The 23669-nt window shown below is 45.4% G+C and carries 23 protein-coding genes and 1 pseudogene; 10 read left to right on the top strand and 14 right to left on the bottom strand.

Going from position 1 to position 23669, the window contains the following annotated elements; translation table 11 throughout:
• Window positions 1-39: 39 nt before the first annotated feature.
• The 4 genes from ASD40_RS14625 (at window position 40) to ASD40_RS14610 (ending at window position 3170) form a co-directional block, all read left to right on the top strand.
• On the top strand, window positions 40-870 hold the full coding sequence (locus ASD40_RS14625; RefSeq protein WP_057303978.1) for a Ppx/GppA phosphatase family protein: 831 nt from the start codon (window positions 40-42) through the stop codon (window positions 868-870).
• A gap of 77 nt (window positions 871-947) precedes the next feature.
• The gene (locus tag ASD40_RS14620; protein ID WP_057303977.1) at window positions 948-1940 is read left to right on the top strand and encodes a zinc-binding dehydrogenase; all 993 of its coding nucleotides are present in this window, start codon (window positions 948-950) and stop codon (window positions 1938-1940) included.
• A gap of 162 nt (window positions 1941-2102) precedes the next feature.
• On the top strand, window positions 2103-2705 hold the full coding sequence (locus tag ASD40_RS14615) for a TetR/AcrR family transcriptional regulator (RefSeq protein ID WP_057303976.1): 603 nt from the start codon (window positions 2103-2105) through the stop codon (window positions 2703-2705).
• Window positions 2706-2726: 21 nt separating this feature from the next.
• Window positions 2727-3170, top strand: a complete 444-nt coding sequence (locus ASD40_RS14610) for a DoxX family protein (RefSeq protein ID WP_057303975.1) — start codon at window positions 2727-2729, stop codon at window positions 3168-3170.
• A gap of 368 nt (window positions 3171-3538) precedes the next feature.
• Here ASD40_RS14610 and ASD40_RS14605 read toward each other — a convergent pair whose 3' ends face one another.
• Entirely contained in the window at window positions 3539-5206 is a 1668-nt protein-coding gene (locus ASD40_RS14605) for a ribonuclease J (RefSeq protein WP_057303974.1), read from the bottom strand.
• 181 nt (window positions 5207-5387) lie between these two features.
• Here ASD40_RS14605 and ASD40_RS14600 point away from each other — a divergent pair, with 181 nt between their 5' ends.
• Window positions 5388-6620, top strand: coding sequence for an MFS transporter (locus ASD40_RS14600; RefSeq protein WP_057303973.1), 1233 nt, complete (start codon window positions 5388-5390; stop codon window positions 6618-6620).
• A gap of 52 nt (window positions 6621-6672) precedes the next feature.
• Here ASD40_RS14600 and ASD40_RS14595 read toward each other — a convergent pair whose 3' ends face one another.
• Window positions 6673-8067, bottom strand: a complete 1395-nt coding sequence (locus ASD40_RS14595; RefSeq protein ID WP_057303972.1) for an MFS transporter — start codon at window positions 8065-8067, stop codon at window positions 6673-6675.
• Window positions 8068-8349: 282 nt separating this feature from the next.
• Here ASD40_RS14595 and ASD40_RS14590 point away from each other — a divergent pair, with 282 nt between their 5' ends.
• The gene (locus tag ASD40_RS14590) at window positions 8350-8646 is read left to right on the top strand and encodes a hypothetical protein (RefSeq protein ID WP_057303971.1); all 297 of its coding nucleotides are present in this window, start codon (window positions 8350-8352) and stop codon (window positions 8644-8646) included.
• Window positions 8647-8697: 51 nt separating this feature from the next.
• Here ASD40_RS14590 and ASD40_RS14585 read toward each other — a convergent pair whose 3' ends face one another.
• Window positions 8698-9645 carry an acetylxylan esterase gene (locus tag ASD40_RS14585; protein ID WP_057303970.1) on the bottom strand — a complete coding sequence of 316 codons (948 nt, stop codon included), beginning with the start codon at window positions 9643-9645 and terminating at the stop codon, window positions 8698-8700.
• Window positions 9646-9705: 60 nt separating this feature from the next.
• Window positions 9706-9951, bottom strand: coding sequence for a hypothetical protein (locus ASD40_RS14580; protein WP_057303969.1), 246 nt, complete (start codon window positions 9949-9951; stop codon window positions 9706-9708).
• Window positions 9952-10424: 473 nt separating this feature from the next.
• Here ASD40_RS14580 and ASD40_RS14575 point away from each other — a divergent pair, with 473 nt between their 5' ends.
• Entirely contained in the window at window positions 10425-11303 is an 879-nt protein-coding gene (locus tag ASD40_RS14575; RefSeq protein ID WP_235549262.1) for a sensor histidine kinase, read from the top strand.
• Window positions 11300-11962, top strand: coding sequence for a response regulator (locus ASD40_RS14570; protein ID WP_057303967.1), 663 nt, complete (start codon window positions 11300-11302; stop codon window positions 11960-11962). Before ASD40_RS14575 ends, ASD40_RS14570 begins: the two co-directional genes overlap by 4 nt.
• A 273-nt stretch (window positions 11963-12235) precedes the next feature.
• Here the strand turns inward: ASD40_RS14570 and ASD40_RS14565 are convergent, their stop codons facing one another.
• The 3 genes from ASD40_RS14565 to ASD40_RS14555 all read right to left on the bottom strand — a co-directional run bounded on the left by ASD40_RS14565 (window position 12236) and on the right by ASD40_RS14555 (window position 14543).
• Complete coding sequence (locus tag ASD40_RS14565) at window positions 12236-13342, bottom strand: PAS domain-containing sensor histidine kinase (RefSeq protein ID WP_057303966.1); 1107 nt, start codon at window positions 13340-13342, stop codon at window positions 12236-12238.
• Complete coding sequence (locus ASD40_RS14560) at window positions 13335-13988, bottom strand: response regulator transcription factor (RefSeq protein WP_057303965.1); 654 nt, start codon at window positions 13986-13988, stop codon at window positions 13335-13337. The genes ASD40_RS14565 and ASD40_RS14560 overlap by 8 nt, the downstream gene beginning before the upstream one ends.
• 90 nt (window positions 13989-14078) lie before the next feature.
• Window positions 14079-14543 carry a GAF domain-containing protein gene (locus ASD40_RS14555; RefSeq protein WP_057303964.1) on the bottom strand — a complete coding sequence of 155 codons (465 nt, stop codon included), beginning with the start codon at window positions 14541-14543 and terminating at the stop codon, window positions 14079-14081.
• Between the two features lie 293 nt (window positions 14544-14836).
• Here ASD40_RS14555 and ASD40_RS14550 point away from each other — a divergent pair, with 293 nt between their 5' ends.
• On the top strand, window positions 14837-15532 hold the full coding sequence (locus ASD40_RS14550) for a Crp/Fnr family transcriptional regulator (protein ID WP_057303963.1): 696 nt from the start codon (window positions 14837-14839) through the stop codon (window positions 15530-15532).
• Between the two features lie 26 nt (window positions 15533-15558).
• Here ASD40_RS14550 and ASD40_RS14545 read toward each other — a convergent pair whose 3' ends face one another.
• Window positions 15559-16101 carry a hemerythrin domain-containing protein gene (locus tag ASD40_RS14545; RefSeq protein WP_057303962.1) on the bottom strand — a complete coding sequence of 181 codons (543 nt, stop codon included), beginning with the start codon at window positions 16099-16101 and terminating at the stop codon, window positions 15559-15561.
• A gap of 167 nt (window positions 16102-16268) precedes the next feature.
• Here ASD40_RS14545 and ASD40_RS14540 point away from each other — a divergent pair, with 167 nt between their 5' ends.
• Window positions 16269-17552, top strand: a complete 1284-nt coding sequence (locus tag ASD40_RS14540) for a methyl-accepting chemotaxis protein (RefSeq protein WP_057303961.1) — start codon at window positions 16269-16271, stop codon at window positions 17550-17552.
• 455 nt (window positions 17553-18007) lie between these two features.
• Here the strand turns inward: ASD40_RS14540 and ASD40_RS14530 are convergent.
• The 6 genes and pseudogenes from ASD40_RS14530 to mobA form a co-directional block, all read right to left on the bottom strand.
• Window positions 18008-20053: pseudogene (locus ASD40_RS14530) on the bottom strand (EAL domain-containing protein).
• 54 nt (window positions 20054-20107) lie between these two features.
• Entirely contained in the window at window positions 20108-20413 is a 306-nt protein-coding gene (locus tag ASD40_RS14525; protein WP_057303958.1) for an STAS domain-containing protein, read from the bottom strand.
• A 133-nt stretch (window positions 20414-20546) separates the two neighbouring features.
• Complete coding sequence (locus ASD40_RS14520) at window positions 20547-22190, bottom strand: b(o/a)3-type cytochrome-c oxidase subunit 1 (protein ID WP_057303957.1); 1644 nt, start codon at window positions 22188-22190, stop codon at window positions 20547-20549.
• Between the two features lie 30 nt (window positions 22191-22220).
• Window positions 22221-22691, bottom strand: coding sequence for a cytochrome c oxidase subunit II (locus tag ASD40_RS14515; RefSeq protein ID WP_057303956.1), 471 nt, complete (start codon window positions 22689-22691; stop codon window positions 22221-22223).
• Window positions 22692-22725: 34 nt separating this feature from the next.
• A complete protein-coding gene (locus ASD40_RS37190; RefSeq protein ID WP_442952670.1) occupies window positions 22726-22887 on the bottom strand; it encodes a cytochrome c oxidase subunit 2A in 162 nt (53 codons plus the stop codon).
• Between the two features lie 125 nt (window positions 22888-23012).
• Window positions 23013-23618: a molybdenum cofactor guanylyltransferase gene (mobA, locus tag ASD40_RS14510; protein WP_057303955.1), complete on the bottom strand. Its 606-nt coding sequence runs from the start codon at window positions 23616-23618 to the stop codon at window positions 23013-23015.
• Between the last annotated feature and the right edge of the window lie 51 nt (window positions 23619-23669).

Genomic DNA, 23669 nt, shown 5'->3' with positions numbered 1-23669 from the left:
AGGGGATAACCAAACTATCGAACAAATGGGTGAGATCTTATGCACAGTAATAAATTAATTTTGGATTTGGGAAGTCATAGTGCCAAAGTGTTCAGGAAATCAAATGATCATATTGAACAAGTGGATGTTCTAACCTGGGAGCTTCTGGAGAGCGGGGTAGATCTGCCGTCTATTGAAGGTACTTTAAAGTCTTTGCTTTCTACGCAGGGCTCCTTTATCGAAGGCCTTGGCCAAGGAGACATCGAAGCTATCGGTACAGAAGCGATGCGAAGATCACCTCTTTTGTCCGAACATATGCAGGAAGTTTGTAGGAATTTGAGGATTGCGTACAGAACTATCAGCCAGAAAGAGGAGGCTGACTTGCTGAAGAAAGCTATAGCCGAATCAGATATCCCCAGTGACCTTGATGTGATCAATGCCGGGGGAGGGAGCATCCAAATTATCACGAGTGAAAGCGAAGCTCCTTATCTGATTCCATTCGGCATCTCGGATCTTAACCAACAATTCAACTTACTCGGACCTCCAGATCAAAGACAGATTGCCACTTGTATCAAGTGGCTCTCCTGCCGATTACCGGCTTCCTTGGAGCAGTTTGCGTATACAGGCGGTGAGAAAACGTATTTGCGTCATTTCCAGATCGAGCTTGAGGATGATCTGTATTGCCATAGAAATGATTTCACCCAACTAACCAGACAATTGGCAGCGCAGGACCTCCAAACCTTAGAAGCCAACTCTCCCTTCGATCCCAAATGGATGCGCGGGGCCATTGCCTCTAATTGTGTCGTTCTTGCTGGTTTGATCAAATCAGGCGCTACCAAATTCTTGCCCTCGGATCTCAATATCGCTCATGGATTTATCAGACAGTTATAAATATTCCCACTTTTGCAGCCGTCATATATAATCATTAGAGAACATTATACGCAAATAGATAAGGTGGGTTTACTCGCATGACGAAGATAATGAATGCCGTAATGATCAAGGAGTATGGAGGGATTTCAGGTATTGAATTTGGCGAGACTGCTATCCCAGAAATAAACAGCGGTGAGGTGCTGATTAAAGTACATGCTGCCTCTATTAATCCCGCCGACTTATTATTTCTGCACGGTCATTATGGCATACAACGAGAACTGCCTTCGGTTGGCGGCATGGAAGGATGCGGTACAGTTATCGCAACAGGCAGCAGCCTTGCAGCACGGATGTTAAAAGGGAAGCGTGTCGCCTTTGTATCCGAAGTTTACGGTTCCTGGGCACCCTATACCAAAGCGAGTGCTATGACCTGCATGGTGCTGCCAGATCATGTATCCGATGAGCAGGGTGCTGTCTTCTTCGTCAATCCGGCGAGTGCCATGGCCATGGTGAAGATAGCAAAGCAGCATAAATCTAAAGCCATCGTTCAAACAGCCGGTGCCAGCGCACTTGGCAGAATTCTAGTGAAGCTCGGCAAAGAGCATGGTATTCCTGTAATTAGTGTTGTTCGCAAGGAAGAACATGAACGGCTGCTGAGCGAAATAGGCGGACAGCATATCGTCAACAGCAGCTCAGCTACCTTCACGGAGGACTTAAAGCGTAAGTCCCATGAGCTAGGAGCTACCGTATGCTTTGATGCCGTAGGAGGCGACTTAACGGGCCTCGTTCTATCGGCACTCCCTGATGGAGCGACCATTTTCCAATACGGCCTTCTGGGTGGAAAAACGACAACGATCAACGCCGATGATCTTGTTTTTCGCCGGAAACGTATCGCCGGATTCTGGGCATCCGATTGGGTGAAAACGCAATCTATTTTTGAACTTCTCGCCCTGCAGGGATCGATGAAAAAAACAATCGGATCACATATCCAAACTGAGATTAGCCAACACTTCCCGATGAGTCAAACCGTTGATGCCATCAAGCAGTATACGGCAAATATGACTTCGGGCAAAGTGCTTCTGCTTCCTGTCTAGATATTGCACATAAACAAGCGCATGCGCCATTTGGGCGGCATGCGCTTGTTTGTCGTCTAATAATGATCCAAACTTATTTACAAACCGATGGTCGGTATATATAATGTGTGTAAAGGGATAATTAACATATTTTAAGTTACAAACGTACCCGGAGGGATGACTTTGAAACAAGAGGAACGCAGGCAGCAAACAACGAAGCTGCTGCTAAATTCAACCAAAGAGCTGATAAGGGAAAAAGGGTGTCACTCCATCACAATGAAAGACATCATGGAGAAATCAGGATTGTCTAAGGGAGCTATCTTTCATTACGTGAAAAATAAAGACGAAATCTTTGCTTGGGTACTGCAAGAACGGCTAGAAGAGACCAACAAACGCTTTATGGACGAAGTGGAGCAAGACCGCCCAACATTCGATAATCCAATGCAAAAGATCACAGAAAGTTTATCAGCTCTGGAAGATGGTCAGGATGTAACGAACAAAGTGCTGATGTATCTATTAGGAAAAGAGGATCAGCCTATGGTCTCAGATGTGCTCAAGCAGTATTATGAGCGGTCTGTGCATGTATCCAAACAGTGGATAATGACTGGCCAAGAACACGGGGTCATTCCGAAATCAGTGGATACGGATCAGACAGCGGAGATGTTCGTTCTGCTCTCACTAGGTTTACGCCTGCGCTCCTCGATTCCACTGGCTGGGACATCTTTTAATACCCAAGATTATTCGTTGTTTATAAGAGATATGTTACAAACCAAGTCAAGCCAATAGACTTTTTACGGAGGGATATCCATGATACCTTTTTATGTGCTTGTTGTTTCATTTACGCTATTTAAGGTTCTAGGTCTGTTTGGCTGGTCCTATTTCGACGGTTGGCAAAATCCGACTCAAATAGCGGTGGCCATCATGCTGCTGGTTACCGCTTCCGCCCACTGGGGAAAAAACCGACAAGACCTGATCCGAGTGGTTCCGCCCGCATTCCCGAGGAAGGATTTGCTGGTTACTGCCACTGGCTGGCTGGAAATTGCCGGAGCCGTCGGCATTCTTCTTCCCGCTACCTCCCGCGTGGCTTCCATCTGCTTGGCGTTGCTGCTTATAACCATGTTCCCAGCCAACGTGAAGGCGGCCCGGGAGCGATTAACCATCGGCGGAAGACCTACGCCTAAGCTGCTCGCTCGAACGCTGCTGCAGTTGGTGTTTCTAGCAGCGGTTCTCTTGGCTGGCAGCGCTAGCTAATGTAAGGTCGGACCGCTATCTCGCTGTCGCGGCCGAGCAACTCCGCTATAAGGATGAAAAACATCCTTATAGCGGGGTCAAACCGGCGGAGGCCGCGGGATTGCTGAGCCATAGCGATGAAAAACATCGCTATCTCGCTGCCGCGGCCGAGCAACCCCGCCATAAGGATGATATACATCCTTATGAGGGGTCAAACCGGCGGGGGCCGCGGGATTGCTGAGCCATAGCGATGAAAAACATCGCTATCTCGTTGCCGCGGCTGAGCAACCCCGCCATAAGGATGAAAAACATCCTTATGGTGGGGCAAACCGGCAGGGGCCGCGGGATTGCTGAGCCATAGCGATGAATGTCTAGGTCCGCTTCTTTTTCTAAATTTCCGTGAGTATAGTGAGAATAACGGGTCTCCTGCCCGTCTTTTCATAAAAGAGCTTTCCTAGCGCTTCTTTTACATTCGTTTTAAGCACATTCCATTGATTCACGTTTTCTTTTTGGAGCCTGTTTATCGTTTCTGTTGCTAGCATATTAGCTTGATCCATCAGGTCTTCCGACTCTCGAACATAGACAAACCCGCGGGAGATGATATCCGGACCGGACAAAATTTTACCGTCACTTTTACTAAGCAGTAGAACCACGATCAAGATACCATCCTCGGCCAGTTGTTTACGGTCACGCAGAACAATGTTGCCAACATCCCCTAATCCATCGACAAGGGTATTCCCCGCGTACACTTTGCGGCTCTGAGTTGCCACCTCGTTCTTGATATCCACGACATCGCCATTATTTAAAATGTAGATGTTAACCGGGTCCACGCCGACGCCTTCAGCCAAAATCCGGTGCTGATGAAGCATTCTGAATTCGCCATGAATCGGAATAAAATACTTCGGCTTCATCAGAGTGAGCATTAACTTCAGCTCTTCTTGACTGCCATGTCCGGATACGTGCATGCCTGTAGCTGAGCTCGAACCATAAATGACTTCAGCCCCTAGGCTGAATAAATGATCGACAGTCCGCGATACATTGCGTTCATTTCCCGGAATCGGGGATGAGGATAGAATAACGGTGTCTCCACGTATAATTTCAACCTGACGATAAATGGATCGGGATAATCGCGATAATGCAGCCATCGGTTCTCCTTGGCTACCGGTACATAAGATCGCTATCTGTTCTGGAGCCATACGGTTGACTTCTCCCGCTTCCACTAGCATTCCTTCAGGGACTGTTAGGTAGCCAAGCTCGGAAGCAATTCTCACTACATTGACCATACTGCGGCCAAGTAAGGCTAATTTCCGATTCGTTGCCTGAGCAGCATCAACGACTTGCTGAAGCCTATGAACATTAGAAGCAAAGGTGGCTATGAACACTTTTTGCTTTGCTTTATGAAAGGCATCCTCAATATGCTTACCTACAAGACTTTCCGAAGGTGTGTAGCCTGGGCGCTCGGCATTCGTGCTTTCTGATAAAAGCAGCAGAATACCATTCTTCCCAATCTCCGCCATCTTATGAATATCGGGGTATTGATTGTTAACCGGGGTTAAATCAAATTTGAAATCTCCCGTATGTACGACCGTTCCTTCCGGCGTATGGAAAACAACTCCTAAGCAATCAGGGATACTATGATTTGTTTTGAAAAAGGTCGTCGTGATTTGACCTAGCTCGATGCTCGAATCAGAATCAATTTCAATAAATTTCGTATCTGCAAGCAGTCCAGCCTCTCTCAACTTACCTTCAATTAACCCTAGCGTTAGCCGAGTTGCATAAATCGGCATGTTCAATTGTCTTCGTATATACGGAATGCCCCCGATATGATCTTCATGTCCATGCGTAATAATCAGTGCGCGGACTTTATCACTATTTTCGAGTAAGTAAGTAATATCCGGAACGATCAAGTCAATGCCTAGTAAGCTTTCATCCGGAAACTTTGAGCCGCAATCAATGACAATAATATCATCTCCATATTGCACCACATACATATTTTTACCAATTTCATTAATTCCGCCTAAAGAGAAAACTGACAACTGATTTTCTGTCTTGCGCACCTGAAAAGCCCCCCCATTTTTACATATACGCTTTAATTTTTCCACATAACGGTTAGGCTATACTCTTGATTTACTAGATATCCATTTCTGAATTGGGAGCTTGGATGGATAGGGCTTCGCGTCTTGGGTTAATTTAATGTACATGAATGATGGATTGAGAGGTGAAAAGTATACATAAGCTATGAGTATCGAGAATAAAAAGCAGCTTTTCTCTATAGCATCCATACCACTTATCATGACTCTGGGGAATTCCATGTTAATTCCTGTGTTACCAGCCATCCGGAGTAAACTAGGAATCACTTCTCTACAAGTAAGTTTGCTGATTACGGTTTACTCGGCTGTGGCCATTATTTTAATCCCTATTGCCGGTTATTTATCCGACAGATTTGGTCGGAAAATTGTCATTATACCCAGCTTAATTATCACAGGTATTGGTGGTTTGATTGCGGGTTTAGCGGCATGGTGGATGGATCAATCCTATGCTATCATCTTAGTTGGCCGCTTCATTCAAGGCATTGGCGCGGCGGGTGCTTTTCCCATTGTCATTCCACTAGTGGGTGATATCTTCAAAGAAGAAAGTGATGTCAGCAGCGGCCTTGGCCTTGTAGAGACAGCGAATACATTCGGGAAAGTGGTCAGCCCCATTCTAGGGTCCGCTCTTGCAATGGTCATCTGGTTCCTGCCCTTTATGTTCATTCCCATACTCTGTCTGATTTCGATGCTGCTTGTATTCTATTTGGTTAAATCCCCAGAAAAGAAATCGGAGAAAACGGATAAGGTGACTTTTGCAAGCTACCTTTCCCATATCAGAAACATTTTCAAGAACAATGGGCGCTGGCTTTATGCGATATTCGCTATCGGATGTATTTGTATGCTTGTCATATTCGGAACTTTATATTATTTGTCAGACTTATTAGAAGAAAAATTTAACGTTTTTGGTGTAATAAAAGGATGTATCCTTGCTATTCCTCTTGCTGCCTTATGTATCTCTTCTTTTGGTACGGGTAAAGGAATTGGCAAGGACGAGAGGCTCATGAAATGGATTATTTTCGCGGGGTTGATCTTACTATCCGGAAGTATTCTTCTATGCGGTATGGTAACGTCGATTTATTGGCTCATTACTTTGATTGGCCTGGCAGGAATCGGAATTGGCGCAGCGTTGCCGTGCCTTGACGTCATGATTACAAGAGGGATCGAGAAGGAGCAGCGCGGTACAATCACATCTATTTATAGTTCTACCCGCTTCATCGGGGTTGCCATTGGACCTCCTCTTGCTTCCATCCTTTTGAAAATATCACCGGCCACGATGTTCTACACCATTTCAGGTATATGTGTCTTGGCCAGCGTGATTGCCTTATTCGCGATAAAGCCTAAGAAGGACGAGAAGCTGCCGCAGAAGGAATCATTGGCTTAATGATAACCGTGTAATAAATACAAAGAGGATCCACGTGGGATCCTCTTTTATATTAAACCAGAGCAGCTGCGGCATTTGTTCGTTTTCTGGCATAACCGCGATAAATAAAGGCAAAGACGATGGTCAATATGGCGATTCCTACCATGCCCCAGATGAGATTGTCGAACGCGCGCTCTGTTGGCAGTGACTTCTGCCAGACGAGTGCACTTCCCGAGATAGCTACGGCGAAAGCCCCGCTGAAAAATTGCAGCAGCTGGAATAAGCCCATACCAGAGCCGATCCGTTCTTTGGTCAACTGCCTTGATAGCTCGTTGGAGACCGCACTGGAGATAGAAGTAATGCTGATGCTCGTTAGAATATAGACGGCGGCAAGCCCATAAAAGGAATGGACGGCCGTCAGCGCGAGCAACACGGTCGAAACCAGCAGCAGCCAAGGCGTGTAGCGGAGGAGCGCACCGTTACCGTATCTATCGATGAGCCGGCCAACACGGTTGGATACCAGCATGGCAAGGAGCGCTCCTGGGAAGAGCACAAGACCCGAAACGGCCGGAGTTAAACCGAAGACTCTGGCCAGCATTTGCGGGGCGAGAAATAAGAAGGCGAAGCTGATCATGTAGGCGCTAATACCGATAGCACCAAGCGCCAGGTACAGTCTGTCGCCGAATAGAGCGGGCAGGACGAATGGATTCGCCGCTTTGCGGATGCGCACCGCGAACAATGCCAGGGCAATCACGCCCACAACGAGTGCAACAATGCTCTTAGATGTGAGAAAGAGCAGCAACCCCGTCGTCCCCATCCCGATCAGGACGGCGCCAATGAAATCGAACGAGCCGCGCTCCGCCTTTTCCCGAGGAAGTATTAACAGGAAAACTGGGATCAGCAGCAGGGTTAGGCCGGTGATCACAAATAGGAAATGCCACCCTAGATACTGAACGATCGATCCGCCGACGACCGGACCAAGCCCGAGACCTAGTGAGGCGGCTGACAAAATGAACGACATGGCCATGCCCCTGCGAGACACGGGAATGTAACGAGTGACAAGCACGATCGCGAGCGATGGAATGGCACCAGCGCCAGCGGCCTGAATAAGCCTCGTGATAAGCAGCAGCCCAAATCCGTCGCTGAACATGCCAATCACGGATGCCCCGCCTAATGCCAACAGCGCCGCCGTGAAGAGTCTGCGAATGGGCACGAAATCGGACAATCGGCTGAAAGTAATCGATGAGATGGCAAATACGATGGAGTAGCCTGTCACGACCCAAGACGCAGTCGACGGGTTGAGAGCGAATTGGACAGCAATTTTGGGCAATGCCAAATTGAACATCATCGTGTTCATAACGACTAAAATAATGGTAATGCAAAGTAACCAGGAGACCGTCCGTTCTCGCCTAATACCAGGCGCATCTGGTTCGGATGGTTGCTCTACTTGCGGTAAATCGGTTGACATACGAATGTTCCTCCCACTTAAGATCGTCTATCCCATGGTTGCTAAACGATATGCTGAAGTTATTTATCTATAATCAATTTCGTTACAGTTTAGCATGACGGCATATGCATGTCAATGAACGGCTCCAAATAAATCCAGACAGTTCAAATTACATCCACTTGCTCCGCTTACCAACTTTTCATTGATAAGCTATAACAAAAATCACAGCCCCCAACAACAAAAGAAGCTATCATATATCTTATGATTAGCTAAGAATAGTCATATTAGGGGAAGTGTTTATCTATGAAAAAAGAACACATTATTCACTTTAAAGTTATCCACAAGGATAGCATACAACTTTTAAGAGGGCTTATATTCTTAGAAGAAGATCAGAAACCTACCATATATGATTATCAACAATGTTTAATAGACTGCGGTCACGATGTTCGTATTGAAAATAAAGAACAGGCTATTTTCAGAGCGTACAAACCGGGGGAGCAGTATTGGATTCAGATTTTAAGAGAATATGAATCCAATACAAGAGATTTAAATGTCGAGAATTTAGCTAAAAACTTTATGAAAAGCGAGCCTACAGCCTAGTAGTGAATAGCTAGTGATCATTACTAGGCAGCCGTCCCCCTTCGCCTGCCCTCAAAGCCACTGCGAGAAAAAGGCATGTCCCGCTGCGTGAAATCCCGGGGGCATCGCATGCCCCATGAACGGGTGAACCTCAATCGATTTGTCCACAGATGCGATCCGATTATATGCGGCAAAGATTGCCTCGGGTAAGCAGGTGGTGTCCTTCAGTCCGACCGTCACATGCACGGGCAGCGTAATTCGATGCGCCAAATTCATGATGTCGAAATAACTAAGCGTCCGCAGCACCTCGTCAAGGCGGTCCGGGAAGCGAGTTACGAATTCCGCAGCTTCGGTGAGTGAGCTGACGGATTGCAGTATCCCCAGATCCATGTGGCACATGTTCGGTACATGCGCGATTACCGCCCTTAGGTTAGGCTCCAAGGCGGATACAAGAAGCGCCAAACCGCCACCTTGACTGCCGCCAAAAACAAACACCTTCTCGGGATCTATCTCCGGCATTGCCATCGCACACCGTACAGCACGCATGCCATCGATAGCTAATGCCCGATAATAGGAACCCTCAGGATCAAGAATCCCTTGTGTAATCCACCCTTTGGTCATACCGTATTCTTGCGGCAGCCCGTTGCCGGTCTCCCCTCCTTGCCCCCGAACGTCGATGGCGAGAACGGCATACCCCATAAGCAGCCAAGATGCGTGATCCTCAGGCTGACCTTTGGAACCGGAATAGCCGTGAAAGGTTACGATACAGGGAAGTGGATGACGCAGCTGGACGGAAGGCAGCATATACCAAGCGTGAACGAGTGTATTTGCTGCACCCTCCAATACGACTTTGTAAACCTCGGCTTGTAGGAAGGGGGAGACGACCGGGTCTATCGTATATCTCACGGATTCAGCTGCTTCCCCGGAGACACGATCCCAAAAATCTTCCAAATCGAATGGTGCCGTTAACTCCGGCACATACTGTTTCAACGAATGAATCCGTGTTTCTATTGCGTTCATCACTACACTCCTCGTGGAAAAATTGTCCATTTCATTATACAATTTTTCTACGAGATACCTCTACCATGGAGTCAACCTGCCGTACTGATCCAACGTAACTCTGCCGAGCAAATCCTCGCCTTTCACAAACCGGTACAGCTCATCGACGATGAAGTCGCAGAGCTCGCGCTTCAATATGCCATGAAACCCGCCAATGTGAGACCAGGCGAAAAGTACGAGCTCACCTTGAAAGACAGTATCGATTACTATATGATTTGCAATGGAACATGGATTGACCAGTGGTGGGACAATTTCTCGCCTCCGCAAAAGACAAACATCCCTCTCGACGACGATCTTCTAAAATTGTGGAAACAAACCGGACGTTTTTTGCAAACGCAAGGCATATGCTATAATCGCTTCAATGAGATCCACACGAGATGAGGTGAGCAAGGAGAATGCTCCGAGAAACGGATAAAATAAAAAAAAGCCTTTCATGGAGGCTATTTTTTGGTATAAAACTTGCTTTTGATTTGGCTTTAACCGGTGTTTTTTATTTTAGAAATTCAATTACGATTTTTTGGGGACTAAGTTTTGTTGTCTTTTCATTGGTGGTTTTTCTTTTAGTTCATTTTTTTTATTTAAAGATACAAAAAAAACACAATTGGCTATTTCACATTCTCATCTTAGATTTCTTGGTATCCGCTTCTTATGGTTATGTCTATATTGGTGGGAATTTCCCGAACCATTTATTCATTGGAATTACAGCCTTAGCGATTTTAATGTTTTTAAAGAACATCCGAATGCTGATTATCACATGCTTACTGCTGCTGGTCGTTTTTATTATTACGATGGGAAGCATTGATTGGTATTTATTTAAACGAATCGATGAAATTGGCTACTTTATTACCTGTTCGTTCATTATTTTTGCAGGTATTGTGAGCGCTCTTATCAACTTTTATCAACGCGCACGCCGGAATACGATGCAGTTGTATACACAATTGATGCAATCCCATGAGCGACTTCAGGACTATGCTCTCAAAGCTGAGGAGTGGGCAGCGACTAGGGAAAGAGTGCGCATTGCACGAGATATTCATGATACGGTAGGCCATAAGCTGACGGCATTATTGGTTCAAATGCAAGCGGCTCGCAAGCTAAGCAGTCTGGATCCTTTACGCAGTGAACAAACTTATTTAGAATGTGAAGATTTAATAAGATCATCTTTGCAAGAGGTCCGGCTTTCGGTAAGGGCTATTCGAGATGAACCTGTTATGTCCACTTCCTTAAATGATAGCCTTGGGAAGCTTACGGAGGAGTTTACCAAATTTGCCGAGGTTCAAACCACTTTAGAAGTAAAGGGGATAACCGTCCCACTGCCAGGTGATCTTCAATTAACGGCTTATCGAATCGTACAGGAGTCACTGACGAATGCTCATAAACACGGCCATGCGAAGAATGCGAAAATCTTGTTAATCTATTCGGAGAGTGATTTTTCTCTGTGCATACGTAATGACGGAGAGGTCCCTGCTGACCTGAAGCCGGGGTTTGGTTTAATCAATTTGCAAGAAAGAGTCAAGGAGTGGAACGGACAGGTGCATTTTAGCTTGGATCAGCAAGAGGGTTTTGCTGTCGAAGTGCAATTCCCTTATCCATTCACGGAAATGGAGCGTGTAAATCATTGAAAATCCTCATAGTAGACGATCAGAGGCTCATGAGAGAGGGACTTGCGACCATCATCGGGTTGGAACAGGGCATGGAAGTCGTAGGAACAGCGGTGGATGGGAGAGATGCCTATACCAAAGCTCTCGAATGGCGACCAGATGTAGTGTTGATGGATATCCGAATGCCTGGCATGGATGGTGTGGAAGGAACGGAATTGATTCTTAAGGCTTTACCAGAGACGAAGGTACTGATTCTGACCACCTTCGATGACGCGGAGTTAATTCTGAGAGTTTTGGAAAAAGGCGTCCATGGCTATTTGTTGAAGGATATGCCCTCTGAGGCGATCGTAAGTGCAATTCAAACGGTGTACAATGGCGGGACTGTCCTTCAACCGGATATAACCACAACGCTGCTTAATGAGTTGAAAAAAATGTCGGAATGGCACCCGGATAACGCTCATCCTTTACATAGTAATGAGCCTGCCCAGCTCAGTCAATTGACCGAGCGAGAGAAAGAGGTTCTTGCTTTATTGGGTCAAGGATTAAATAATAAAGAGATTGCGGGCTTACTTGTTATCACGGAAGGTACAGTGAAAAATCACGTTTCGAATCTTATAGCAAAGCTAGGATTACGTGACCGAACACAAGCAGCCGTATTCTCCGTTCGTCATCAAATATAATGACAAGGCATGACTTTTGGCATAGAGTAGGAGATTAATCATGCTTTAGCGATCAAACGTTCTGCCTTTTTCTTTGTGAACATATTACTTTTCCCAGATTTTCCAACGTTTTGTTCTTGCTAAAATTAAAGTGTAAGAGATCAGGGGAGGATGACCGTGATTTCGGATAATGTTCTTCTTATTCCAAAATGCAACAGGCTCAAAGAATGGGCATATGCTGGCTGCCATTTAATTCCTAAGAGCTTAGCGAACATCTCCACAGGGATGTATAATTCACCTTTTCGGAACAATCAAGGTGATTGTCGTCCCTTTTTCTAATTCAGAATGAATAGCGATTCCACCGCCAATGCTCTTGGCTCTTTCCTCCATACTGAACAACCCAACTCCTTTGGAGCCGCCACTGCGAACAAAACCTTTTCCCTGATCTTCGATGCGCACTTCAACAAACGAGTCTTTATCTAGAACGAACACGCTAGCTTCTGATACATCGGCATATTTGGCTACGTTGGTAAGAGCCTCCTGTATCACTCGGTATATAGTCGTTTCCTCCAAAGCTCCCAATCGCTTACGCAAATTGCTCTCAAGTAAGACGCGTATGCCGTAATGCCCCGTGTAATTTTCTATATAGGTTCGAATGGCCGGCACTACACCTAAATCATCCAGAACAGAAGGACGGATTTCCCATGCCAAATTACGAACTTCCTCAATGATTCCCGAAACAACCTGCCGAAGCCCGGTTATTTCAGACTGCTCACTTTCACCGATCACTCTATCCATCTGTATCAACAGTGAGAATAGACTCTGTCCGATGCCATCATGCAGCTCACGTGAAAATTTCCTTCGTTCTTCCTCCTGAATTTGCATGACCTGCGACATCATAAGCTGCAGCTCTTCTTCGACACGCTTTAATTGCGTTACTTCGTTACGAATCGCAAGATACTGGTAAGGTTGTCCTTGCTCATCTACGAACGGCACAATCGTCGTATCCACCCAGTAGAATGTACCACTTTTCGCTTTATTTTTGATCTCTCCGCGCCACACCTTGCCAGAGGTGATCGTTTGCCACAAGAGGGTCATGAAGTCCTTCCGATGATAACCCGAGTTAATAATTCGGTGGTCTTGACCGAGAAGTTCAGCACGTGAATATTGGGAGATTTCGCAAAATTTATCGTTCACGTATTGAATTCTCCCTTTATGATCCGTGACAGCAACAATAGAAGATTCATCTAGGGCAAACTTGACATTGGACAGCTGTTTGAGTGATTGTTTCAGATCAGCTTGAAACGTTGAGTCCGTAATATAATCATCCATGCTTGCAATAAGCTCGGTTACATTTTCACCAATGACTTCCGGGTACTCCCTGTTTACATCCTTACTCAAAATTCAACAATCCTTTCTTCACCGCAAACTTGACCAACTCTGGTCTCGTTTTGAGTCCTAGCTTCTCCATCACGTTGCTTTTATGCGACTCAACCGTTTTTACGCTAATAATCAATTGTTCGGCTATCTCTTTATTGGAAAATCCTTTGGCGATTAGAGACAGAACTTCCTTTTCGCGTTCCGAAAGGGATTCGTAAGGACCGATATTTTCTCCATGCTTCAAGCGTTCTATATATTCACTCATCAGTCGTTTGGTAGCAGTAGGATACAAATAGGCGTTTCCAGATGCCACTGAGCGGATGGCCGTCAACAGCTCCTCATGCGGAGCACTTTTCAATATATACCCTGAAGCACCCGCGTGAATAGCCCTAAACAGGTACTCGTCATCGTCGTGCATGGTCAGCACTAGCACCGCCAAATCCGGCATCAGACGCTTCAATTCTGTTGTCGCTGTAAGTCCATCCATGCCATGGGGCATGTTTAAATCCATTAATACGACATCCGGCTTCAGCAACTGGGCGGCTTGAATGCCTTCTTTTCCATCGGCAGCTTCTCCGATAACTTCCATGCTATGCTTTCCATTCAGCAGGCTCATTAATCCCGACCTGACTACGGCATGATCATCAACTACCAGAATTTTAAGCATACCCATCCTCCAATAAATCGATTAGAACTACCCTATCATCACTCATATTATATTAATAATAACAAATAAAATGAATTCCGGTAATGGAACTCATTTTGCCTTTTCTCCTGTATTCTCTTTCAGATACCAAGCCAGTTTAGGAAGAACCTCCTGAACGGCTAGTAGCTCGGCCTGGGCATATCTGGGCTGTGCTCTTTTTCCGATGAAAAGCAAGCCTTTTATCAAGAGATTATCGGACTCCGTCAAAATTGGAAATACAGCTGCTGTCTGCAGCTGCTCGGCAAGTAGGACAGGACAACTGCGTCGCACTTGATCCGAGTCAGGATGCGAGTCATCGAGTTTCACCCATCGGCCGAGACGCAGGACGGAACCCGCTAACCCTTGGCCTGATTTAATCACCATTTGCCGATAGCGTTCATTTCTACTGCCTGAAGCATATTTCCAACGTATGCGCTGGGCATTGTCATGCAATGGCGCCAGTGCGATAAAATCACTTGACGTTAGGCTTCGCAAACGCTCCAGCTCTTCTATGATGATTGCATCCCCATGAGCCATATAGGCCACCTCCATTTCCTTATGCACCAGAGCCGATTTATTTTAATTAACATTGTAGACGTTTCATCTCATCTTGTATGTCAGGGAAAACCCTGATTTCGCTATCAGGAAATTGCGCTAATTAACCTGCAGATTACCTCAGAAGTCTTCAGGGAAGTTAGGGATGAACTTGTGATTTATCTCACACCAGATAGGGAGTTTCCCCTCCAAAGATCAGCAGAACTCCCGATAAACAAAACCATCTAAACCCGTTAAGATAGAGATAACAAAGAAACGTTGAGGAGTTGGTACAGATGGCTATTAACGGTATTCTAGCCTTTTTTTCTGAAGAAAATTTCCATAAATTACAAAGCATTATGTATGTGAAGCATGCGGAGAAAGGTGATTATCTATTCTGGGAAGGCGATGTCGCGGATAAATTGTACTATGTAATGAAAGGCGGGGTGCGCATCACCAAGCTGTCGGAAACAGGTAAGAGCTTTATCATATCCCTGCATCAGGCGGGTGATTTGTTCGGTCAGATCGATCCCTTTCAGAATTCTGTACAAAGCTATAGTGCAGAAGTAACAGCTGATTGTGAGATTGGTGTCATTCAACGAAAAGACCTCGAAGTATTACTATGGCAGCATGGGGATTTGGCCATCGAGTTTATGAAATGGATGGGGCTTATGCACCGCATGACCGAAACGAAGTTCCGTGATTTAATGATGTACGGAAAACCAGGCGCACTCTGTTCGTTACTTATCAGACTCAGTAATTCGTATGGCGTTCCAAACGGTGAGCATACGCTGATCAATTACAAGATCAATCATACAGAAATGGCAGATATGATTGGAGCTACACGGGAAAGTGTCAATCGGATGTTGAGTGATATGAAGAAGGAAGATGCGCTTGAGATTCAAAATGGCCATATCGTGATTAAAGATTTAACCTATCTCCGCGATGTTTGCCACTGCGAAAACTGCCCGAAAGAGATTTGCCGCATGTAGCATTCCCATTGAAATGGTCCAATTAACTAAGAGAAGAAGGATTCAAGGTCCGTTAGCACTTTCTCCGTCAAAGGAATTACGAGCTGTTCTTCCATCGTAAAGTGATCATTTAAAATTAAACAGGCCTGTATGAGATGCGACGCAGCCTCAATCAGCTGTTTTTTGATGACAATTGGCGTTAAATCAATGATGGTTTCATGGAAGGTCTGGATAAATGAAATCGCCAGCTGGTGATCCTTTTCAAGCACCCAAAAAGAGGGAGTTATCGATGGAGCTGATTGTCGATTGAAGTAATCAAGCAGAAAGGGGAACAACTCCTGATCCTCCCACTCCGCATGGCGTTCCAATGCCTCCACAAAATGAGCGGTTTGCTGCCTTAGTTGACGCAAGACCTGAACTCCCTCAGCAGGATCATCCAGCAGGCTCACTTCCTTAGCGCTATGCTCGAGAGCCTTAAGCTGCTGTCTTAATTGGTTATGCTCTTCCTTCAGACGATCCGTGGCAAAATCAAGTTCATCTGGGTTGGATGAGGCTATTCCCAACATGCAGGTTATTGAAAGTGGTGCCATATTCATCCCTCCAACATTCGTCGTTTGCTTCTATCTCTAGTATAAATTCTTTGCCGATTATCGCTGTGAGAAACATCACATCTACGTTTTCAAGATTCTGTTATATTTTTTACAAGTGCTTATTGGAAGAATTCATCACAGAAAAGGCAGAATGGGGACTGACGAAGATGAAGAAATTTAAATGGAGTATAGTCAAGAAAATGGTCCTTGGCATCACGTTAGTATCCACCGTAACCTATGGGACAAGTGCTTTTTTTATTTTCACCCTGCAAGGTTTATTTAAAGATTACATGCCGGATTGGCTGTTCATATGGATCACCCTTTCTTTGGGTATCTTCTGGACAGGATTTCTGGGATGGATTGCGGCAAAATGGTTCATTAAACCCCTACTGCAGCTTACAGACGCAGCTAACGAGGCCTCGGCAGGAAATTTGCAAATTACTATCACTCCAAGTAAATCGGATGATGAATTAAGAGCACTCAGCCTTTCTTTCTCGATGATGATCGGAAATTTAAGAGAAATCATTGATGGAATATCAGTCAACTTCATAGGAACCGATATGCATGTGGATGAATTGAGATCAGCGATTGGACATGCAGCAGCTCATGTGGAACTGATAACAACGACGATCGAAGACATATCCCATGGAGCTGAGCAGCAATCGAAATCCTCCGAAGCCATGTTCATGTCCGTCGAACAAATCATGAGAAACACCGATGATATCAATAAAGAAGCCCATGAGGCCCGGCATTTAACGACGCAAATGATTATTACCATTAAGGATAGTGCAAGAGTGGTTCAGTCTTTAGTTAATGGGATGCAAAGCCTTGCGACTTCTAATCAAGAATCCATCCATACTGTTCAACGTTTGGAAAGCAATGCGAAGCAAATCAGCGAGATTTCGAGCGTTGTGGGTGATTTCGCCAACCAAACCCATTTATTAGCCTTGAATGCTTCCATCGAGGCTGCGAGAGCCGGTGAACATGGCAAAGGCTTTGCCGTTGTGGCGGGTGAAGTGAAGAAACTCGCCGAGCAAAGTTCGCAGGCCGTTTATGATATTAATCAGCTTATCGACCAAATTCAGTCTGAGGTCAAGAATGTCGTCTTCAAAATTACACAGCAATTCGAAATGGTCAATAAAGAAGCCGCGAATGGGGAGTCAACCGCTTCAGCGCTTCAAAGTATCGTTGGTGAAGCAAATCAGGTCGATCAACTCGTGGATCATATTGCATCCATGGTCTCCAGCCAAGCGGATCAAGTACAGCTCACCTTAAATGAAGCTCGAGATGTCACCGACATTGCCTCCAAAATCTCTTTGGGCGCAAAGGGCGTATTCGCTTCAACACAGGAACAGACGGCCGTGATGGAGGAAATCGCTGCATCCTCCGATGTATTGAGAGATCAATCCGCAAGTTTAAAGAAACAAATTGAAATCTTTAAAGTGAGATAAATCGGCCTCTGTTCTTGGATGAAAATAACCTTCCTACATGCACTGCTGTAGCATGTAGGAAGGCTTTTACGCTTAGTCAACCTTTGGCAATCATGTAATTACCGATTACGACGTCCTTAGTTGAGAGTGGCGGGTGGCTGCAACGCAAGCTTACGAGTGAGTGATGTTGTAAAAAGTGCAACAATTGCTGCCTAAATCTCGCCTCTCTGCATTCATTGTTGCATCATGTACAACAATTTAGTCCTAAACTGGCCATTTCTTAACAAATGGGCTCGAAATGTTGTACAAACTGCAACTTCAAGTTGCAAAATAGCCCTTAGGCGTGTGAATTGTTGTAGGAAATACAACATTGGTAACCACTATACCCAATAACCCTTCGTAACATGGCTTAACGACGACTCTAAAAATCAATTTTTGGAGTTATCCCTACCCGTTGTAAGGTGGTTTAATGCTATCTATCCAAAAATAAGCTCATCACAGAAGAAGACTTCGATCCCTTCGGGAGGCAGCGGTCGGCTTAACCAATAGCCTTGGATAGAATCACAATGGAGGTCCTTGAGAAAAGCCAGTTGATCTTCCGTTTCCACACCCTCAGCAATCACTCGGAGCCCCAAACCGTGGGCCATATCAATCACAGCCTTGGCAATCGAGGCGTTCCCTCGATCCATTTCAATACCCTGAACGAAGCATTTATCAATTTTCAATATATCAATGGGATACTTTTTCAAATAACTCAAAGCGGAATGTCCCTTGCCAAAATCATCAATAGCTAATTCCACCCCGATCTCTTTAAAATTATGCAGAACCGTCAGTACCGACTCAATTTGGTGTATGCTGATGCTTTCCGTAATTTCAAAGCATAGATAACTCGGATCTTGTTCCGTTTCCTTCAATATCTGTTTGACCGTTTCAATCAAATTCTTATTTTTGAACTATCGAGGCGACAGATTGATAGCACATTTCAAGGGGGGATAGCCTGCCAATTGCCAGGCCTTATTCTGCTCACAAACACTCCGCAGCACCCATTCTCCTATTTCGACAATTTGACCATTTTCCTCTACGATCTGAATAAATTCGTTCGGCGGCACCATTCCCATCTCGGGGTGCTGCCAGCGAAGCAAGGCTTCTATGCCGTTGATCCGGCCCGTTTGAATATCCATTTGCGGCTGGTACACAATTCTTAATTGGTCTTTTTCCAATGCTTTTCGTAACCCGTTCTCCAGTTTCATTTTCCGGTAGAAGGTTGCGTTCATATTGGAAGTGTACAACTGATAATTGTTGGATTGTTCCTTGGCGCGATACATGGCCGAATCGGCTTGTTTGATTAAGGTTTCGCTATCTTCTCCATTCAAGGGATAAATGCTAATTCCAATACTTGCTGTTATAAACAGCTCCTGCTCAGCTAGGAAGAAAGGAAGGGCCAGCTCCTCCAGTATTTTCTGCGCTACAAGCAGCGCATCTTCGGTTTCATCAATGTGGGGGAGAATAACCGTAAATTCATCACCGCCCAATCTTGATACTGTATCGCCGGTTCGAACGCAGCTCTCCAGCCGTTTGCCAGCATTCTTCAGCAGTTGATCTCCAACTGCATGTCCCAATGTATCGTTAATCAGTTTGAAATGGTCGAGATCAATAAACATCAGGGCAGCCCAGTGGCCTTGACGATTGGCCTGCACAATCGCCTGACTCAGTCGGTCATGAAATAGAAATCGATTCGGGAGCCCGGTCAATACATCATAATGGGCCAAATATTTCAAATTCTCTTCCGATAGCTTACGCTCTGTAATATCCGTGAAAACCCCGACATAATTGGAGATTTTACCGTTCTCATTTCTAACCGTATTAATCGTCAGCCATTCCGGATAGATTTCCCCATTCTTTCGCTTATTCCAGACCTCGCCCTGCCAGCTGCCCGTTTCATGAATCGATGCCCACATTTGAATATGAAATTCGGCATCCTGCACGCCGGAATGCAACAGGCGCGGAGTTCGACCTAAAGCCTCAGCTTCCGTATACCCGGTTGTTTCGGAAAACGCCGGATTGACCGATAATATCCATCCTTTTGTATCCGTAATCATGATCCCTTCACTCGCAGTTTCGAATACTCTGGCGTGCAGCTGCAATTTTTCCTCAGACTTCTTGCGCTCCGTTATGTCCATGAAAATACCTACATAATTAGATATTTTGCCCTGCTTATCTCTCACAGTACTGATCGTCAACCATTCGAGATATAGGTCCCCGTTCTTCCGTCGGTTCCATATCTCGCCCTTCCAGCCACCCGTTTCATGAATCGTTGCCCACATATGAATATAGAACTCAGGGTTTTGTTTACCGGAGTACAAAATACGCGGCGTTTGACCCACCACTTCCTCCTCCGTATACCCGGTCGTCGTTGTAAATGCTGGATTAACCGATAGGATAACACCTCCTGAATCTGTTATCATGATGGATTCCATCACTTTTTTAAATACACGTGCATAAAGCCGCAGCTTATCTTTCATGTCCGATTATCACCCCCAGGTCAGCGACTTGTTTCACATGTACATATGGCAAAATCAGGGATGGATTTCAAAAATATTCGTTAATCGAGTCAGCTCGAATAGTTCTTTGACATCCCCCTGTAAACCCTTAATGACCACCCCGCCGCCGTTAAGATGAGCTCTCTTCTGAAGCGCAACCAGTACACCAAGTCCGGAACTATCGATATAGTCCACCTCGCATAAGTTAAAAACAAATTGCTTACAGCCTTTGTCCAAATAAGGAAACAGCTTCTCCCTTATGATCGTTGCTTCGTCCACATAAATTTTACCCCTAGGCGTTATATTCACCTGTCCGTCGAAAACTCGAACATCTAGAAACATTGTTACCCCTCCAGGTCCCTATTTTCCAGCCTCATTTCAAGAAAGCAGTTTTCGGGAACCGAAAACTTATACTTTCTTATGTGGTAAAAAAGCACCAGCTTTTATTCACATAAAGTCCGGTGCTTCTTACCTTTTACCAAGTGATAAACCCTTTGGAACCGACGCCTGGATGCATAATCATATCCATTAACGGTACTGTATAAGCAATCAATATCAGTGCCACCGATAAGCTGATCCACACACTCCAACGATCCAAGTAGGCCGGAGTCTCTCCCGCTTGTTCCATCGCTTCGCCGATTGGATACTCTGTCACACCCTTTGGTGCCCGAAGCAGGGCGAAGACATTGTACACCATCAACAACACGCCAATGAATAGTACCGTACCGCCAATAGCCATAAATACATAATATGGCATCCAACTTGCCGCATCCGCATTCCCTTCGTAGGTCGTGAATGCCGTTCTCCGCGGAGCACCGAATAATCCGACAAGGTGCATCGCACCAGACATAAAGAACATGCCTACACACCAAATGATCGTTTGAATAATTCCAAGCTTGTTCATACGCTTAGTAAGCACACGGCCCGTAACGGCTGGAAGCAGCCAGTACGTAATTCCGAAGAACGTAAGTGCTACACTAGTCGCAACCGTCAAGTGAAAGTGCCCCGTTACCCATAATGTATTATGAACCACTGCGTTCATTTGATTACTTGCGTTGATTAAACCGCCTGCGCCAGCTGGAATAAAGATCAGCATACCCAGGAATGGCGCGAAGAATCGCACATCTTTCCATGGCATGACTTTTATCCAACCGAACAGCCCTTTAGCTCCTTTGGCACGACCATTGATCTCAAACGTTGCAAATAACGAAAATGCGGTCATCAGCGACGGAACGACCACCATGAAGGTCAAGACAACCTGCAGGTACTTCCAGAATGAACTAATGCCAGGCTCCATCAATTGATGATGAAAGCCAACCGGAATCGAAAACAGCAGAAGGAGGATAAATGACAATCTGGCGAGCGCGTCACTGTAGATTTTGCCTCCGATAATTTTCGGAATAATCACATACCAGCACATATAGGCAGGCATTAACCAGAAATAGACGAGCGGATGGCCGAAGTACCAGAACAGAGTACGGCTGAGCATCACATTAATCGTTTCCACCCATCCGAAAGACCATGGAATAAGCTGAATCAGCACCTCGGCAGCAACACCGATGGTAGCAATTTGCCACATAAGGAACGTGATAACCGCCATAAATGCAAACAACGGAGAGAGCTTGCCTTGATGCGTCTTTTTCCAATACTTCAGTTGATAGAAGATGCCCCACCCGCTAATCCAGCTTCCTACCACCAACAGGGCTAATCCGATGTAAAAGTAAGGAGAAGCTTTCATGGGTGCGTAGAACGTATACAGCACGCTCGCTTTTCCTGTCAAAACCATCGCTACCCCGAGGGCTGTTCCCACCGTCATTAAACCAAATCCAAGCCATCCCATACGGTTAACAATCGGAAGCAGCTTTCCGCCTAACGTGTATGAAATGCCAGAGTATAGAAAGCCTATAATAAAATAGGTCGTAAATACGATCGCCATCAAAACGCCATGCGCTGTCAGCAATTCATAATAACCGATGCCGTATGGCAGCTTAACCGTCCCGCTCTTCACTAACGTTTGCAGCAGTCCCGCGATCCCTCCGATGAGCAGTGCAAGGAAAGCCACGATGATGTGCGCAACGACCAGCTTCCCGTCTTTGAGATCGAATTTATTTTCAAACATGCAGACTTCCCCCTTCTATGCTTTTTCCCGTCATTTCACGATAATGGTCGTTTTCATATATTCATGCGCTCCGCCGCAATATTCGTTGCACAAGATAAGGTACTCACCTGGTTTCGTAAACGTATGCGATACTTGGCTGATTTCGCCTGGAACAATCATCATATTTACGTTCGTTCCTGGAATTTCGAAGCCGTGAACGACATCCTGGCTCGTTACTATAAATTTGACCGTTGCACCAACAGGAACTTCCATTTTGTCTGGGGCATATCCGAATGTAAAAGCGGTCATCACCGCTTCGTATTCTTTTTCTCCGGTCTTATACAATCCTAGTTTGTCAAAAGGTGCTGTCTCTGTTACTTTCGCAGGATCAATCCGATGGTGATGCTCACTTGGCGGTTTTACCCCCATGGCAAACGCAGAAACACCCAAAACGCCAAGGAACACGAACAGCATGCTGATGCCAATTGCTAGCCAAATTTTCTCCAGTTTATGAATATGCATGGCTTAAACCACCCTTTTCTAATCGTGAAATGAACTACTGTCTGTACAGAAATAATAGAAATACAGCGGCCCAGGTTATGGCCAGAAAAGCTCCGAGCAGCATGACCGAGGCAAATGTGCCTTTCAATACTGGCTCTTGTTCCGCCTTTGTTCTCATTTGTTCGGGCTGCTCATTACTTAACTTTCTAATACTCATTTCAGACCCACCTCCATCTTAAAATCCAGCTATCCTCATTCTAGGAGCATTCTTCAGAGGCAACTATGATATATGTCACATTCCGTATGTGAAAAATCCTAAGTGGTCAAAAATGGCACAATTCCTTACATTCCCGGCTTCACGGTGTGTTGGAAAGCTTCATAATCTTCCATGGTCTTGATGCTCGAAATGAATTTCAGATCGACGCCATTCTTCTGCAAATATTCACCCTCTAACTCACTCCAGAAAATATGTTCCAGTAAAGCTGAAATCCGAGTTTCACCTTTACCCAGCAGAGGAAGAATCTTAGTCTTGCATTCTCGATCAAAAATCCCATGCAGGGGAACTAATTTACCCGATACAAGAGGAACTACAGCCTCAATGCCTTCCCGCTTTCTGTTCCACAAAAGTTCGGCCGCTTTGTACGAAATAAAAGGCATATCACAACCAACAACCCAGACCGATGAATGCTTAGCTAGCGACAATCCCGCATGCATGCCCCCAAGCGGTCCATAGCCGGTGTGAAAATCGGTAATGATCCGTACCGAACGATCCAGAATAGGCAGATACGACTTGGGATCGTTGGTTACAACAATGATTTCATCACACAATATCTTCATTCGATCCACTTGGCGAACAATGAGAGGCTGTCCACCAAATGGAAGTAATGCTTTCAGTTCTCCATTCATTCGACGGTTTGCTCCACCAGCCAAAATGACACCTGTAAGCATCACTATCACACTCCCTCTATCCCGTTTTGTTTTGAGAAAAAAACACCTACT

Source organism: Paenibacillus sp. Root444D2 (assembly GCF_001426375.1).
Classification (GTDB): Bacteria; Bacillota; Bacilli; order Paenibacillales; family NBRC-103111; genus Paenibacillus_E.
Note: the sequence above shows the minus strand (reverse complement) of the source record. Positions and strands in the feature narration are given on the sequence as shown.

Coding starts and splice junctions, on each gene's coding strand:
- ASD40_RS37190 (WP_442952670.1), bottom strand. CDS start 22,887: ATGAGTATTAGAAAGTTAAGTAATGAGCAGCCCGAACAAATGAGAACA.
- ASD40_RS14595 (WP_057303972.1), bottom strand. CDS start 8,067: ATGTCAACCGATTTACCGCAAGTAGAGCAACCATCCGAACCAGATGCG.
- ASD40_RS14610 (WP_057303975.1), top strand. CDS start 2,727: ATGATACCTTTTTATGTGCTTGTTGTTTCATTTACGCTATTTAAGGTT.
- ASD40_RS14575 (WP_235549262.1), top strand. CDS start 10,425: ATGCTGATTATCACATGCTTACTGCTGCTGGTCGTTTTTATTATTACG.
- ASD40_RS14540 (WP_057303961.1), top strand. CDS start 16,269: ATGAAGAAATTTAAATGGAGTATAGTCAAGAAAATGGTCCTTGGCATC.
- ASD40_RS14550 (WP_057303963.1), top strand. CDS start 14,837: ATGGCTATTAACGGTATTCTAGCCTTTTTTTCTGAAGAAAATTTCCAT.
- ASD40_RS14515 (WP_057303956.1), bottom strand. CDS start 22,691: ATGCATATTCATAAACTGGAGAAAATTTGGCTAGCAATTGGCATCAGC.
- ASD40_RS14560 (WP_057303965.1), bottom strand. CDS start 13,988: ATGCTTAAAATTCTGGTAGTTGATGATCATGCCGTAGTCAGGTCGGGA.
- ASD40_RS14625 (WP_057303978.1), top strand. CDS start 40: ATGCACAGTAATAAATTAATTTTGGATTTGGGAAGTCATAGTGCCAAA.
- ASD40_RS14555 (WP_057303964.1), bottom strand. CDS start 14,543: ATGGCTCATGGGGATGCAATCATCATAGAAGAGCTGGAGCGTTTGCGA.
- mobA (WP_057303955.1), bottom strand. CDS start 23,618: ATGCTTACAGGTGTCATTTTGGCTGGTGGAGCAAACCGTCGAATGAAT.
- ASD40_RS14525 (WP_057303958.1), bottom strand. CDS start 20,413: ATGTTTCTAGATGTTCGAGTTTTCGACGGACAGGTGAATATAACGCCT.
- ASD40_RS14600 (WP_057303973.1), top strand. CDS start 5,388: ATGAGTATCGAGAATAAAAAGCAGCTTTTCTCTATAGCATCCATACCA.
- ASD40_RS14620 (WP_057303977.1), top strand. CDS start 948: ATGACGAAGATAATGAATGCCGTAATGATCAAGGAGTATGGAGGGATT.
- ASD40_RS14585 (WP_057303970.1), bottom strand. CDS start 9,645: ATGAACGCAATAGAAACACGGATTCATTCGTTGAAACAGTATGTGCCG.
- ASD40_RS14545 (WP_057303962.1), bottom strand. CDS start 16,101: ATGGCACCACTTTCAATAACCTGCATGTTGGGAATAGCCTCATCCAAC.
- ASD40_RS14590 (WP_057303971.1), top strand. CDS start 8,350: ATGAAAAAAGAACACATTATTCACTTTAAAGTTATCCACAAGGATAGC.
- ASD40_RS14520 (WP_057303957.1), bottom strand. CDS start 22,190: ATGTTTGAAAATAAATTCGATCTCAAAGACGGGAAGCTGGTCGTTGCG.